15 protein-coding genes are annotated in these 14,359 nt (G+C 60.2%); 9 read left to right on the forward strand and 6 right to left on the reverse strand.

Going from position 1 to position 14,359, the window contains the following annotated elements; translation table 11 throughout:
* The first annotated feature begins 22 nt into the window (after window positions 1–22).
* Entirely contained in the window at window positions 23–1,003 is a 981-nt protein-coding gene (locus PO778_RS06630; RefSeq protein WP_271438998.1) for an RcnB family protein, read from the forward strand.
* A gap of 102 nt (window positions 1,004–1,105) precedes the next feature.
* On the opposite strand, the gene PO778_RS06635 is transcribed toward PO778_RS06630, so the two are convergent.
* A complete protein-coding gene (locus PO778_RS06635) occupies window positions 1,106–1,654 on the reverse strand; it encodes a cytochrome b (RefSeq protein ID WP_160730152.1) in 549 nt (182 codons plus the stop codon).
* A gap of 102 nt (window positions 1,655–1,756) precedes the next feature.
* Here PO778_RS06635 and PO778_RS06640 point away from each other — a divergent pair, with 102 nt between their 5' ends.
* Complete coding sequence (locus tag PO778_RS06640) at window positions 1,757–2,425, forward strand: prolyl hydroxylase family protein (protein ID WP_160730153.1); 669 nt, start codon at window positions 1,757–1,759, stop codon at window positions 2,423–2,425.
* Between the two features lie 9 nt (window positions 2,426–2,434).
* On the opposite strand, the gene PO778_RS06645 is transcribed toward PO778_RS06640, so the two are convergent.
* Window positions 2,435–4,051, reverse strand: coding sequence for a lysine--tRNA ligase (locus PO778_RS06645; protein ID WP_271438999.1), 1,617 nt, complete (start codon window positions 4,049–4,051; stop codon window positions 2,435–2,437).
* 103 nt (window positions 4,052–4,154) lie between these two features.
* Window positions 4,155–4,556 carry a nuclear transport factor 2 family protein gene (locus tag PO778_RS06650; protein ID WP_271439000.1) on the reverse strand — a complete coding sequence of 134 codons (402 nt, stop codon included), beginning with the start codon at window positions 4,554–4,556 and terminating at the stop codon, window positions 4,155–4,157.
* Between the two features lie 94 nt (window positions 4,557–4,650).
* Here PO778_RS06650 and PO778_RS06655 point away from each other — a divergent pair, with 94 nt between their 5' ends.
* Entirely contained in the window at window positions 4,651–7,404 is a 2,754-nt protein-coding gene (locus PO778_RS06655; RefSeq protein WP_271439001.1) for an ATP-dependent DNA helicase, read from the forward strand.
* Window positions 7,401–7,928, forward strand: a complete 528-nt coding sequence (locus tag PO778_RS06660; RefSeq protein ID WP_160730157.1) for a SixA phosphatase family protein — start codon at window positions 7,401–7,403, stop codon at window positions 7,926–7,928. The genes PO778_RS06655 and PO778_RS06660 overlap by 4 nt, the downstream gene beginning before the upstream one ends.
* Here the strand turns inward: PO778_RS06660 and soxR are convergent.
* A complete protein-coding gene (gene soxR, locus PO778_RS06665) occupies window positions 7,925–8,365 on the reverse strand; it encodes a redox-sensitive transcriptional activator SoxR (protein WP_271439002.1) in 441 nt (146 codons plus the stop codon). The two genes, PO778_RS06660 and soxR, sit on opposite strands and share 4 nt — an antisense overlap.
* 113 nt (window positions 8,366–8,478) lie before the next feature.
* Between soxR and PO778_RS06670 the strand changes: the two genes are divergently transcribed.
* Both PO778_RS06670 and PO778_RS06675 read left to right on the forward strand, forming a co-directional pair.
* Window positions 8,479–8,850 carry a VOC family protein gene (locus PO778_RS06670; RefSeq protein WP_271439003.1) on the forward strand — a complete coding sequence of 124 codons (372 nt, stop codon included), beginning with the start codon at window positions 8,479–8,481 and terminating at the stop codon, window positions 8,848–8,850.
* 129 nt (window positions 8,851–8,979) lie between these two features.
* Window positions 8,980–10,242 (forward strand): Xaa-Pro dipeptidase, encoded by a 1,263-nt coding sequence (locus tag PO778_RS06675; RefSeq protein WP_271439004.1) that lies wholly within the window; start codon window positions 8,980–8,982, stop codon window positions 10,240–10,242.
* 11 nt (window positions 10,243–10,253) lie between these two features.
* Here PO778_RS06675 and PO778_RS06680 read toward each other — a convergent pair whose 3' ends face one another.
* The gene (locus tag PO778_RS06680; protein WP_271439005.1) at window positions 10,254–10,874 is read right to left on the reverse strand and encodes an SOS response-associated peptidase; all 621 of its coding nucleotides are present in this window, start codon (window positions 10,872–10,874) and stop codon (window positions 10,254–10,256) included.
* Between the two features lie 6 nt (window positions 10,875–10,880).
* A complete protein-coding gene (gene ubiA, locus PO778_RS06685; RefSeq protein WP_271439006.1) occupies window positions 10,881–11,819 on the reverse strand; it encodes a 4-hydroxybenzoate octaprenyltransferase in 939 nt (312 codons plus the stop codon).
* Between the two features lie 38 nt (window positions 11,820–11,857).
* On the opposite strand from ubiA, the gene PO778_RS06690 reads away from it, so the two are divergent.
* The 3 genes from PO778_RS06690 to PO778_RS06700 are packed head-to-tail and all read left to right on the forward strand — an operon-like array spanning window position 11,858 to window position 14,353.
* Complete coding sequence (locus PO778_RS06690) at window positions 11,858–12,616, forward strand: 16S rRNA (uracil(1498)-N(3))-methyltransferase (protein ID WP_271439007.1); 759 nt, start codon at window positions 11,858–11,860, stop codon at window positions 12,614–12,616.
* A gap of 54 nt (window positions 12,617–12,670) precedes the next feature.
* Entirely contained in the window at window positions 12,671–14,041 is a 1,371-nt protein-coding gene (locus PO778_RS06695; RefSeq protein WP_271439008.1) for a glutamate--cysteine ligase, read from the forward strand.
* A gap of 12 nt (window positions 14,042–14,053) precedes the next feature.
* Window positions 14,054–14,353 carry a putative quinol monooxygenase gene (locus PO778_RS06700; protein ID WP_160730165.1) on the forward strand — a complete coding sequence of 100 codons (300 nt, stop codon included), beginning with the start codon at window positions 14,054–14,056 and terminating at the stop codon, window positions 14,351–14,353.
* Window positions 14,354–14,359 lie beyond the last annotated feature (6 nt).

Below are 14,359 nucleotides of genomic sequence, written 5' to 3' on the forward strand. Positions count from 1 at the left end.
CATTGAATTTACGGAGAGCCGCATGACTATTAAACATCTTTTATCCGCAGGAAGCGCATCGGCCCTCGCCTTGGCGATGGCGTTGAGTGCCCTGCCCGCGCAAGCTGCCGAAGCAGCCAGCGCAGATACCCAGCGAGCGGACCGCAGCGATCGTGATCGCAGCCAGGCACGCCAGAACCGCAACAATCGCGGCCAAGCCCGGGCAAACCGGTCGGAACGCCGCGAAGCACGCCAAGATCGGCGCGCCAATCGCGACACCAACCGCCAACGGACGCGCAATGCAACAAAGCCAGCGGTGCGTGCTGAAAATCGGAATGCCCGCGCCCAAGCCACTATTGATCGCCGTGATCGGGCTTGGACAGCGGGCAATCGCGACCAACGCCGTGCCCGTGGCCCTGCAATTGCTCCAGTCGAGGCACGCCAGCGTGCTGAACGCAGGACCGAGCGCCGCGCCGATCGTCAGGCAGACCGCCGTGTCGAGCGTCGAGCAGACCGTAGGGCTGACCGCCGTGCTGAACGCAGAGTAGACCGCCGCACCGAACGCCGGGTAGAGCGCAACCGCACCTACACCGACCGTGACCGCAGCCGCACATATCGTGATGGTCGGCGCGCCGGATACCGCGATGGCCGCCGTGCTGAACGCAGGGCAGACGTCCGCCGGGATCAGCGCCGCTACAACCGTCAATATCGCAAGTGGAACCGCAACGCTTGGCGCACAAACAACCGGTACAACTGGCACAATTACCGCCGGTATAACCGCAGCCTGTTCAACCTCGGTCGTTACTATTCACCGTACCGTGACTATCGTTACAGCCGGATCAGCATCGGGTTCTATCTCGACAGCCTGTTCTACAGCAACCGGTACTGGATCAGTGACCCTTGGCAGTATCGTCTGCCCGAAGTGTACGGACCATACCGCTGGGTTCGCTATTACGACGACGTGATGCTGGTGAACGTTTATAGCGGCGAAGTGGTCGATGTGATCTACGACTTCTTCTGGTAACAGCGGATCGTCACTCTGCCGGACAGATTGACCGGTAGACAAAAAAGGCCCCCGCCAGTGTTCTGGCGGGGGCCTTTCTTTTACCGGTTAACCCAGTCTCTTTCAGACTTTGCCGAACGGCAGCATCCGGAAGATACCGCCATTCTTGTCTATGAACGTATGCTTCAGCGCGCCAAGGATATGCAGTGCAATCAGATAGATGAATATCTCGCCGCCCAAACCGTGCAGATCGAAGATCGACTTGCCAAGCGCTTCGTTCATGCCCACCGGCAAAGGAGGAATAGTGAACAGGCCGAACATATCGACGCTGCGCCCGGTAAGGGAGTTGGCCAGCCACCCGCCAATCGGCAGGCCGATCAGCAATACATAGAAAATCACATGAACCGTGCGGGCAAGCGCTGCTTCCCACTTTGCCAATGTGGACGGCAGCGGCGGAACGGGATGCGCCCACCGCCACAGCAGGCGGCCAATGGTCAGAACCAGGATCGTGATCCCCAGCGCCTTGTGGTAACCGAAAATCTCGGCCTTTGCTGGCATCTCGGCATGTTCAGCGGCTTCTGCAATGCGCCAGTTCGCGATTACCGCGATCGCAATCACCCAGTGGAACAGCATCGCCCCCTTGGAATAACGTGCCTGTGTCGATGTATTCATGCCGGGGCCTTCCTGATTGTTTCTGGGCTGATTCTATCATCCCTGACGCTGCCGACAAGACAGCCTGTTGAAGGGCGGCATTTCGGTGCTAGACAGCGGCCGATGACAAAGACTGCAAATACACCCGACAAGGATGCGCTCAAACGTGTAGGCGCGAATGTTCGCAAGCGTTTGGAAGCCGACCCGAAAGCTTACAAGGTCAAGACTGACAAGGCGGAAATCTTCGCAATTGGCGGGTTTTTGACCGGTGCTGAATGCCAGCGTCTGTGCATGATGATCGATCTGGTCGCGCAGCCCAGCGAACTGTTCAATGTCGATTATTCAACCGGATTTCGAACGTCGTATTCCGGAAATCTCGACCCACGCGACCCGTTTGTAACCGGTATATCGCGCCGGATCGACGACCTGCTGGGCATCAAGGCGGAATGCGGCGAGGCGATTCAGGGCCAGCGTTATATGCCTGGCCAGCAGTTCAAGCCGCACAATGACTGGTTCTATACCGATCAGGATTACTGGAAGGCAGAACGCAAACGCGGCGGTCAGCGCAGCTGGACAGCGATGGCGTTTCTCAACCCGGTTGAAAAAGGCGGAGCGACGCACTTCACCGAAGTGGGCGTGAAGATCGACCCGAAGCCGGGTGTGCTGCTCGTGTGGAATAACGCGCTGCCAGACGGCACGCCGAACGAAAACACGATGCACGCAGGAACCCCAGTCGAGGCAGGCACGAAATACGTGATCACCAAGTGGTACCGCACGCGCCGCTGGGGCTGATCCCGCAGCTTAGCGTGCGAGCGCTTCCGCAATCAGGCTGCGCGTGTTTTCGATTCCATAAAGCGCGATGAAGCTGCCCATGCGCGGCCCTGCGGATGATCCAAGCAGCGTTTCATAGAGCGCCTTGAACCAGTCACGCAGACTCTCGAACGCAAACTCTTCCTGCTTGCCGATCTCGTAAACCTTGGTCTGCAGGTCTTCCGCAGACATCGATCCCGCCAATCCTGCCAGTTCGGCATCCAGCGCGCGCAGCGCCGCGGCTTCGTTTTCGCTCGGCGCGCGCTTGTTCAAGGTCGGCGCGATGAAGTCGCGGTTATAGGCAAGCGCTGCCCGAACCATTTCGTCCACCGCCGGATGCTTGTCCGGGTCTGCATCGGCAACATAGTTGGCGAGGTAGGACCAAACCTGATCCCTGCTCGCCTCTGCGCCAAGCACGCCAACCAGATTGAGCAGCAGACCGAATGTTACCGGCACCGTATCCCCGGCACCAGGGGCGTCCGGCCCGTCGAACTTCTGGTTCGCCCGCAGCAAGTGCCACACAGGGTTGCCCAGTTGCTTGTCGAGCGGCTGTTCGGCCAGACGTTCGCGGAACTGCCAGTAATCATCGACCGCACGCGGGATCACGCCGACATGCAATTGCTTGGCGCTTTTCGGGTTCGGGAAAATGTAGAAACCCAGGCTTTCTTCCGTACCGTATTCGAGCCATTGCTCGATTGTCAGGCCGTTGCCCTTTGACTTGGAAATCTTCTCGCCGTTTTCATCCAGGAACAGCTCATAAATCAGGCCTTCGGGCTTGCGGCCGCCCAGCACCTTGGCAATCTTGCCTGACTGGACACCAGTGTCGGTCAGATCCTTGCCATACATTTCATAATCGACGTCCTGCGCGACCCAGCGCATGGCGAAATCGACCTTCCATTGCAGCTTTGACTGGCCGCCCAGAGCGCTTTGCTCGACCACGCTGCCATCTTCGTCGGTGAAGCGGATCAAACCGGCATCAGCATCAACCACTTCGACCGGGACCTGCAACACGGCACCCGTGGTCGGGCTGATCGGCATGATCGGCGAATATGTCGCCGCGCGCTCTGCACGCAGCGTCGGCAGCATTATGTCGAGAATGGCCTGATTGTGGCGCAGGACGTTCCTCAGCGCATCGTCGAATGCGCCCGAATTATACCGTTCCGATCCGGCAACGAATTCATATTCGAACCCGAACCGGTCAAGGAATTCGCGAAGCTTCGCATTATTGTGGTGCGCAAAGCTTTCATATTTTTCGAAAGGATCGGGAATTCGGCTTAGCGGCTTGCCGAGGTTTTCGGTCAGCATCGCCTGGTTCGGCACATTGTCGGGCACCTTGCGCAGGCCGTCCATATCATCGCTAAACGCGACCAGCCGCGTCGGTGCGCCGCCCGTCAGCGCCTCGTATGCCCGGCGAACAAAGGTCGTCCGCAAGACTTCCTGAAATGTACCTATGTGCGGCAGGCCCGATGGGCCATATCCGGTTTCGAACAGCACCGGCTCTCCGTTCGGCTTGGTGCCGTCCGGATACCGTTTGAGCAGCCGCTGCGCCTCCTGAAAAGGCCATGCCTTGGAGTTTCGTGCGGCTTCGATCAAAGTGCTGTCAGTCATGGGAGCGCTTTTGCGCGCTTCGTCCCATGTTGCAAGTGCGAAGCGCAGGACGAAGCAGAAATAGCTGTACCGTTAAGTTCGGACACAGCTATCTCAAAACGGCTCAGGCGGTGCGGGCAACCAACATTGTGATCTTGCCGTTTTCAACCGTGTATTCGGAATATCCGCAGCACAGTTCCGAGCCGTCCTGGAATACGTAGCCAGATTCGAACCACACCACGCCGTCTGCTTGTCCGCTGGAAATCATCTTCAATTTCGGAGCGCCGGGCGCGAAATTTAGCGAATACAGCTCACGGATCTGCGCGTGTCCCTGCACCGCCACTCCGTCAATCACCACCACCGCATCGCTTGCGAAGCTACGCATGAAGGCGTTGAGATTCCTGGCCCGGTACGCATCGATGTGGCTCTGCACCACCGCAACCGGACTCTCCTGCGCGGCAGCTGGCGCATAAGCGGCAGGCACGGCGATGGCCGAAGCAGCAATGAAAGTACAGAAAGACCGCATTCGTCGGCTCCTTTGCAATTCTGGAAGCGCGGATTTCTGGAAAGCTAAGGCGCAAACGTTTACTTTTCGTTCCTCCCAAATCATAGCTGCGGAAATGCCTGCCCCTCTACCCCTCCCCGCGCTGCATTCGAGCCATGCCGGAACCTGGCTGCGGGATGCGAATGGCAGCACGAGAGGGCTATCCAAGGGCGAGGCGATCATGGCTGCCGCCGATACGCCGGCGTTGATCCTAAACGCACCGCTGGTTGCAACGCGGCTTGGCTATCCGGATCTGTCTGGTCTGGACCTGCTGGAGCTCTATGCCTTCGTTTTTCCGGCCAAATTCTGTGTACCCACGCCCAAGGGTCTTGCCCATGCGCTGGGGCTGGAAGAGCCTGCCAGCGATGATGCGGTTCCTGCGTTGCTGCAGACTGCCGCCGGTGCGATATTGGAGGTTTGCGAGAGCGAGAACTGGGAACAGCGCGATGGTGCCTGGTCGGCACTGCAATCGCTGACCAAAGCACGCTGGCCGTGGGCACAGGTTCTGGCACCGCATATCCGCAAGCCGGAACGGGCCGAAAGATGGCTGTTTTCCAAATTGCCGGAGTGGGATGAAAGTCCTGAACGTCCGCAACCCGCCCAGATCATGATGGATGACAGCGAGGTCGAGGCCCAATTAGAGCGGCTGACCGGCGAAGGTGCCGAACGCCGTGATGGCCAGCGCGCCTATGCCAAAGCCGTCGGCAAGGTTTTCGCCCCGCGCAGTTCGCAAAAGCTGCCCCACGTCCTGCTCGCCCAAGCAGGGACCGGTATTGGCAAGACGCTTGGCTATCTCGCGCCGTCATCGCTTTGGGCCGAAAGCGCAAAGGGGACCGTGTGGGTGTCCACTTTTACCAAGAACCTGCAGCGCCAACTGCGCAGCGAAAGCCGCCGCGCATGGCCGGAAAAACGCGCGGACGGGACGCAGCCAGTGGTGGTTCGCAAGGGGCGCGAGAACTACCTCTGCCTGCTCAATCTGGAGGACGCCCTGCAAGGCGGCTTCGGCGGCCGCGCCGCAATCCTGGCGCAGCTGGTCGCCCGCTGGGCCAGCTTTTCGCGCGACGGCGACATGATCGGCGGCGACCTGCCGGGCTGGCTTGGCACGCTCTATCCGAAAAGGGGTATTGCCGCACTGACCGACCAGCGCGGCGAATGTGTCTATGCCGGCTGTCCGCACTACCGGAAATGTTTCATCGAACGGGCTGCCCGCGCCTCTGCCCAGGCCGACCTCGTGATCGCCAATCACGCTCTGGTGATGATCAATGCGGCGCGCGGCCGTGATCATGCACAGCGCCCGAGCCGCATCATCTTCGACGAAGGGCATCATGTCTTTCAGGCCGCCGATTCGACATTCGCGGCGGCTCTCACCGGGGCAGAGGCGATCGAATTGCGCCGCTGGATCATCGGCCCGGAACGCAAAACCAAAGGCCGCAGGCGAGGACTGGCCGCAAGGCTGGCCGACGTCGCCAGTTACGACGATGCCGGCGGCGAAGCGGTCGAGGCTGCGATAGAGGCGGCGCAGGCCCTGCCCTCCGATGGCTGGTTGCAGCGCCTCAATGACGGCGAGGCTTACGGACCGCTGGAAAAGCTGCTCGGCGCGGTCCGCGCGCTCACTTATGCGCGCGATGAAAGCGGCGGGCAGGAAGCCGGCTACGGCATCGAGACGGAAGCCGCGCAGCTGCCGGGTAATTTCGTCCAGCTGGCCGGAGAGGCGGAGGAGGCTCTCGCCCGAATTCGGCACCCTCTGGTCAAGCTCGGCGTCCGGCTGGAGGCGATTGTAGAGGATGCACCCGACTGGCTCGACGGACAGGGCCGTGCGCGGATCGAAGGAGCCCGTCACTCGCTCGCCTGGCGGGTTGATCTGATTGGTGCATGGGAATCGCTGCTCAACCGGCTTGGCGGGCCAAGCGATCCGCAGTTCGTCGACTGGCTGGCGGTGGATCGCAGCGATGCGCGCGAATTCGATATTGGGATACACCGGCGCTGGCTCGACCCAATGAAACCCTTTGCCAAAGTCGTCCTCGAACCATCGCACGGGGTGATGCTGACATCTGCCACGCTGACCGACCGCGGGCCGGACGGCAAAGACTGGGAAAGCGCGGTAGCCGCCAGCGGCACTCCCTACATCGAGGTCAAACCGCAGATGTCGTCGGCGGAAAGCCCGTTCGATTACGCCAACCGGGCAGAGGTACTGATCGTTACCGACATCAAGCGCGGCGATCTGCCGGCACTGGCCGGCGCCTATGCCCGTATCATCGAGGCCGCCGGCGGCGGTGTGTTGGGGTTGTTCACCGCGATTCGCCGGTTGCGGGTCGTGCACGGGCGCATTGCTGACCGGCTTGCCCGGGCGGGGTTGCCGCTGTTCGCGCAGCATGTCGATCCGATCGACACCGGTACGCTGGTGGATATCTTTCGCGACGATCCTCGCGCATCCCTTCTCGGCACAGATGCCTTGCGGGACGGTGTCGACGTGCCTGGCGAAAGCCTGCGGTGCGTGGCGATGGAAGGCGTGCCATGGCCGAAACCCAGCATCCTCCACCGCGCAAGGCGCGCGGCGGGCGGCGGCAGCGCATATGACGACAGGCTTATTCGCGCCCGCCTCGCGCAAGCATTCGGGCGCCTGATCCGCAGCAAGGATGACAAGGGCCACTTCATCGTCCTGTCCGCTGCGTTCCCCAGTCGGCTGCTCAGCGCCTTTCCCGAACGCACCCCTGTCATACGCCTTACACTGGAGGAGGCTTTACAACGCGTCGCAGAAGGTGTTTCGGGAGAACGCAGATCTGCGGAGGTTCCCGCGCTGGACATCGATGAGGACGAAATCCCCTTTTGAAAACTCTTGCCCTTCTCCGCCATGCGAAGTCCGACTGGGATGATCTGGGGACGCGCGATTTCGACCGCGGTCTCAATGATCGGGGGCAGAAGGGTGCGCGTCTGATCGGCAGGCATATCGCCGATTACGGGACCAAGTTCGACGTCGTCATTGCCAGCCCGGCCCAGCGTGTAAAATTGACCGCGCAGTCTGCCCTGCCCGATGCAGAGCCGGTTTGGGACAAACGGCTTTATCTGGCCAGTACCGATACGATCATCGAGGCGATTCAGGACCATGCAGGCGATGCAGATGCGCTGCTAGTAGTAGGGCACAATCCTGGTCTTCAGGAAATGCTTTTTACGCTGGTCGCACCGTCAGCCGAAAATGCCCTGTTCGATGAGGCAGCGACAAAATATCCAACCGCGACCTTTGCGGTATTCGAACTGGATATCGACGACTGGGCTGATTTACAGGAAGATTGCGGAAAGCTCGTGCATTTCAAACGTCCGCGCGACCTTGATCCCGATTTGGGCCCAGAGTTTTAACCGAGCGCATTGCGCGGCCCCGGCCCTTCGGCAGCAAGCCGGTCATCCTTGTTGTAAATCCGGCATTTCTTCAGGCTCAGGCAGCCGCAACCTATGCACCCGTCAAGCGTTGAACGCACGCGCTGCAGTTCGTCGATTCTCCGGTCAATCTCGGACCGTATCGACGTGCTTATTCGCGCCCAGTCCCGCGCGTTCGGGGTCCGGCCATGGGGCAAACGGGCCAATTCGGCCTCGATCTGGTCAAGCGCCAGCCCCAGCCGCTGGGCGATCATGACAAAGCTGAGCCGGCGAATGTCGGAACGCAGGAAACGGCGCTGGTTTCCGCTGGTCCGCATCGCTTCGACAAGGCCGCGTTCCTCGTAGAAGCGGATTGCCGAAACGCTCAGTCCGGTGCGCCGGGCAAGGTCACCAATCGTCAGGGTATCGTTCGCTTTCATCGATTACAGTCATAGGGATTTACACACTTGACCTCAAGTTAGCTTGAGGTTGTATCTGATTCTGCATCGCAAGAACGAGGCTGATTTCGGGCCTCCCGAACAGGAGAATAGCGATGCCGAATGGACAACTCGAACACGCCAATATTTCCGTCACCGATCCGGAAAGGAGCGCCGCATTGCTGATCGATATGCTCGGCTGGAAAGAACGGTGGCGCGGCCCGTCGATGAAATACGGCAGATCGGTGCATGTGGGGGACAGCAAAACCTATCTTGCCCTGTACACCGGCAGCCATGTCTCCGGGGGATATGAGAAAGGCAATCCGCTCAACCACATCGCCTTGGTTGTGGATGATCTGGATGCAGCCGAGAAAGTCGTCGCAGACCACGGACTGACACCATTTGGCCATGATGATTACGAACCCGGCCGCCGGTTTTACTTCTTCGACTGGGACCGCATCGAATTCGAGGTGGTCAGCTATGAATGAGCCGATCCTGAGACGCCCGCTCTTCAACCCGGCTGGTTCCAAGCCACACCGGCCCGGCGGCGCAAAGCCCGTTCACAACACCGCTCTTGCCTGTATGAGAGGAAGGGGAAAATTACAGGGGACTTGATTATGAAGCATCTTTCAATCGGCATCGGCGTGGCGGCAGCAGCTTTGCTGGCAAGTCCGGCATTGGCCGAAACCACGTATGTCACCGCTGACCGGATGCTGGATGTGGAAAGCGGCCGCTATGTCGCTGCCCCCCTGATCACGATCGAGGACGGAAAAATCGTTGCAGTCAGCAGCGGCGCTTCGCCAGAAGGCGCCAATGTGATCGACCTGTCCGGCCATACGCTGATGCCGGGGTTGATCGACATGCATGTCCACCTCGACGGTCGGCCGGAATATGGCGGCTATAGCGGGCTGCAATTCAGCGACCGTTTCTGGACCGTCATCGGCGCTGCCAACGCCCGCAACATGTTGCATGCCGGTTTTACAACTGTCCGCAATCTGGGCGCGTCCGATTACAATGTGGTCGGGCTGGATCAGGCGATCGAGGCTGGCTGGGTGGAAGGACCGCGGATTGTTGGCGCGGCCCACGCGCTCGGCGCAACCGGGGGACACTGCGACCAGACGTTCCTGCCGCCGAGTTTTGACGCGAAGAGTCCAGCGGTGGGCGACAGCCCCGATGAACTGCGCAAACGTGTGCGCGAACAGCGAAAATACGGCGCAGAAGTCATCAAGGCGTGCGCAACCGGCGGCGTATTCTCTCGCAATACCGCGCCCGGCATTCAGCAGCTTACACTTGAAGAACTCACCGCTATCGCAGACGAGGCGCATTTCTGGGGCCTGAAAGCGGCAGCCCACGCTCACGGAGCAGCGGGTATCAAGGCGGCGATCCGCGCAGGGTTCGATACCATCGAACACGCCAGCTATGCCGACGCTGAAGCGATCAAGCTTGCCAAGGAACGCGGCACGTTCTTTTCCATGGATATCTTCAACACCGAATACACCCTGTCACAAGGCGCGGCGAACGGTGTGCTGGAAGAAAACCTCAACAAGGAACGCGAGCTGAGCCAGGCACAGCGCGACAATTTCCGCCGTGCTCACAAGGCCGGTGTCCGCATGGTATTTGCCAGCGATGCCGGGGTGATGCCGCACGAGGATGTGGGCGGCCAGTTCCGCGTTATGGTCGAATACGGGATGACCCCTGCAGAGGCTTACCGGGCGGCGACGGTCAATGCAGCAGAAGCTCTGGGGCAGGCAGGCAAGGTCGGCGTGATCAAGCCGGGTGCATGGGCAGACATGATCGCAGTCGACGGCGATCCGCTGAATGATGTCAGCCAAATGACCGACGTAGATGCCGTGATCAAAGGCGGTGTTCGGGTAAAATAACCGGCGGCTTTTTAAAGCAGCGATGCCTGGCTGCTGCGCGACCACGGTTCATCCGTCCGGTCGATCAGCAGCCGGTCATTCCACGGCCTGCACAGCCGCAATGCCGCCTCGGGTTCGCCTGTAAGCCAGGTTTCGTAAGTTTCCGGCGCAAGCAGCACCGGCATACGCGAATGGACCTCGGCAGCGGTGCCGGCGGCCTCGGTCATGATCATCGAATAGACGTCGCCCCATTCGTCACTGGTTCGCCAGATACCCGCTGCGGCGAACAGGTCGGTGCCGGGCATTCCCATCCATGTCCGGGTCATCGCACCCTTTGGGCCTTCCGCCTCCGCCCAGCCGGTCAAGGGGATCAGACAGCGCCGTTTCTGGAAACTCGATTTCCAGAAAAACCCGTCGAGCTTGTCCGTCCGGGCATTGTTCACCGGCTTGGGCTTCAACGGCTGGCCCGACGCGCCCTTGCGCTGCAGCGGGAAACCCCATCCCATTTGCGTGACCGCGCCGCCTGCGACGACCAGTCCGGGGTAACCGGGATAAACCTCTCCGCCGACATTCGACCCTGCCGCTTCGTTCACAGCATCGAACCAGCCTGCCACCTCATCCGGAGTTTTCGTCATACGGTAGAGATTGCACATCGGCGTTCAGGCTCCTGCATTTCCTATCACGAAACAGGCGGCGGCCATTAGCGCCCCTGCCCAGCGATTCGACCGGAACCGGTCCAGCGGATTGGATGGGTCGTCCGGGTCGAGAGTGACAACCTGCCAGATCAAATGCACCGCAACCGGCACCAAAGCCAGCAGCGCCACCCAGTCTGCCCTGAGTAGCCAGAAGCCCAGCGCCCAAAGTCCGACCGCGCAGCCGTAGAACAACGTCACCCCGCCCTTCACGCTGGCGCCCAGTCGCAGCGCAGAGGATTTGATCCCGACTATCGCGTCGTCCTCGCGGTCTTGCAGCGCATAGATCGTGTCGAAACCGATCACCCACAGGGCAGCTCCCGCATAGATGGCCGCGATTGCATCCAGATTGTCAGTGCGGAGCGCAAACCAGCCCACCGGAAGGCCCCACGTAAAGACCATGCCCAGCCATGCCTGCGGCCACCAGGTAATGCGTTTCATGAACGGATAGGCTGCCACGAGGGCCAAACTGCCCAGCGCGACAATCTGCGCCTCGATCCGCAACTGCAGAAGGACGGTTAGGCCAATCAGACACAGGAACAGCAGCCATGCCCAAGCCGCTTTCTTGCTGATCCGGCCACTGGCGACGGGCCGCGATGCGGTCCGTTCCACCTGCCGGTCCAGTTTCGCATCAACGATGTCGTTATAGACGCAGCCGGCACCGCGCATGGCAATGCTTCCCAGCAGCAACCAGCCCAGCAAATCCAGCTGCGGACCTGCCCCTGCGAGCCAGACGCCCCATGCGCAGGGCCAGAACAGCAGCCACCAGCCAATCGGGCGGTCAAACCGTGCTAACTGAGCGAGATCGCGCGGCACCTGCGGCAGGCGCGCGACAAGGCCGCGATGCTCTGTATCCGGCACGATATCTTCAGCATGCGCCGGATTGGGGACGGTCTGATCACTCATACTTGCCTACTACCGCCTGCCGGGCTTAGTGCAAAGCCATGCCCGCTACTCCCGCATGGCCTCCGCGCAGCGCACCTCGCCTATTTGTCGAAACACAGCTGAATCCGGGCGCCTCGATAGAGCTCGACGGGACCAGGGCCCACTACCTGTCGCGGGTAATGCGGGTGCGCGAAGGCGACGCGATTGTCCTGTGCGATGACCAGACCGGCGAATGGGCGGCAACCGTGACGGATGCGGGCAAACGGTCGGTCAGCGTGGCGGTCGATCAGATGATGCGGGAACGCGAACAAGTACCTGATTTCTGGCTTTGTCCGGCTCTGCTAAAAAAGGACCGCTTCGATCTGGTTCTGGAAAAGGCGACGGAACTGGGTGTTCGCCGGATCGCCCCGATCGTCACGCGGCGCTGCGTTGCGGACAAGCTTAATATGCAGCGTGCGCAAACCATTCTGACCGAGGCGGCAGAACAGTGCGCGCGGACCGCCCTGCCCGAATTGTCGCCGGTCATCCGGTTTGCGGACATGATCGGAAACTGGCCTGAAGACCGCACACTGTTTTTTGCCGACGAACAGGGCGGTGAAGATGCAGCGGCGGCGTTCGCCTACATTCGCGGTCCTTGCGCATTGATCACCGGGCCAGAGGGCGGCTTCGATGACAGCGAACGCGAAATTCTCCGATCGCACGAGCGCGTGAAACCAATTTCACTCGGCCCGCGAATACTACGAGGAGAGACCGCGACCATCGCGGCGGTGGCGCTATGGATGGGCATCGCGGGTGACTGGACGCAAGAGAGGGGTTGAGATGCGGAACTTTACATCTGGTCAGGCGCGCGCCGGTTGCCTATCGAAACTGATATGAGCACGCGCGATACCTCAGTGGTCGATGACCCGATAATCGAAAGCCGCGACCAATTGGTCGCACCAATGCAGGCAGGTGAAAAACCGCGCGATGCATGGCGGATTGGAACAGAGCACGAGAAGCTCGTCTATAAACGAGAAGATTTCCACGCCCCGTCTTACGATGAAGACGGAGGAATCCGGGATATCCTGCTGAGTTTGCAGGACTTTGGCTGGACCCCGGTCGAAGAAGGCGGCAAAATCATCGCGCTGAAGGGTGAAGACGGCGCCATCAGTCTTGAACCGGCAGGTCAGCTTGAACTTTCCGGTGCACCGCTGGAGAACCTGCATCAGACATGCGCTGAAACCGGACGCCATCTGGAACAGGTCAAGAAAATTGGCGAACGCTGCGGGGTCGGTTTCCTAGGGCTTGGCATGTGGCCCGACAAATCGCGTGACGAATTGCCGATCATGCCCAAGGGCCGCTACGACATTATGCTGAAGCATATGCCAACGGTCGGCGATCTTGGCCTCGACATGATGCTCCGCACGTGCACCATCCAGGTTAATCTGGACTATTCGTCCGAACCCGACATGGTGAAGAAATTCAAGGTCGGCCTGGCGCTCCAGCCTTTGGCGACCGCGCTGTTTGCAAACTCGCCGTTCACCGAAGGCAAGCCCAACGGATATCTTTCCTATCGCAGCCATATCTGGTCGGACACCGATCCGCACCGTACCGGCATGCTGCCGTTCGTGTTCGAAGACGGTTTCGGTTACGAGCGGTGGACCGATTATATGCTGGATGTGCCGATGTATTTCGTCTTTCGCGACGGGAAATATATCGATGCAGCCGGGCTTAGCTTCCGCGACTTCCTTAACGGTGAACTTTCTGTTCTGCCGGGGGAAAAGCCGCGCGAAGGGGACTGGTGGGATCACCTTTCCACCGCTTTCCCCGAGGTGCGCCTTAAAAGTTTCCTCGAAATGCGCGGCGCCGATGGTGGCCCGTGGAGCCGCATTTGCGCCTTACCCGCATTCTGGGTCGGACTGCTCTATGATCAGACTGCGCTCGATGCAGCGTGGGATCTGGTCAAGGATTGGTCGATGGAAGAGCGGGAAGCACTTCGCAATTCGGTCCCCAAGCTAGCTCTTGACGCGCCGATCCCCGGTGGGCGCAAACTTCGCGAACTGGCCAAGGAAGTGCTCGCCATTTCACGCGCCGGACTTGCTGCACGTGCGCGGCTGAACAGCGGCGGCGACAATGAAACCGGGTTTCTTGAAACGCTGGATGAAATCGTCGCCAGCGGGAAAGTGCCGGCACAGCGCCTGCTGGACCGATACCACGGCGAATGGGGCGGCGATATCAAGCGCATCTACAAATACAGTTTCTGACAGGAAATCAGCATGATCCAGATAAATGGCCGCATCACATTGCCCGAAGGTACGCTGGAAAAAGCACGAGCAGCAATCGTCACAATGGCCAAGGCGTCACAGGCGGAAGACGGCTGTCTCGATTATACATTCGCAGAAGATCTGACTGCGCCGGGCACGCTAATCCTGTTCGAACGCTGGCGTGATGAAGCCGCGGTGGATGCGCATGGCAAATCGGATCACATGGCGGTTTTTCAGGAGGAACTGGCCAAATATGACGGCATTAGCCGCGATATCCGGATGTACATTACGGATGACGGCCAAGCACTTTAACGCGCG

Source organism: Pontixanthobacter luteolus (genome assembly GCF_947494915.1).
GTDB classification, from domain to species: domain Bacteria; phylum Pseudomonadota; class Alphaproteobacteria; order Sphingomonadales; family Sphingomonadaceae; genus Pontixanthobacter; species Pontixanthobacter luteolus.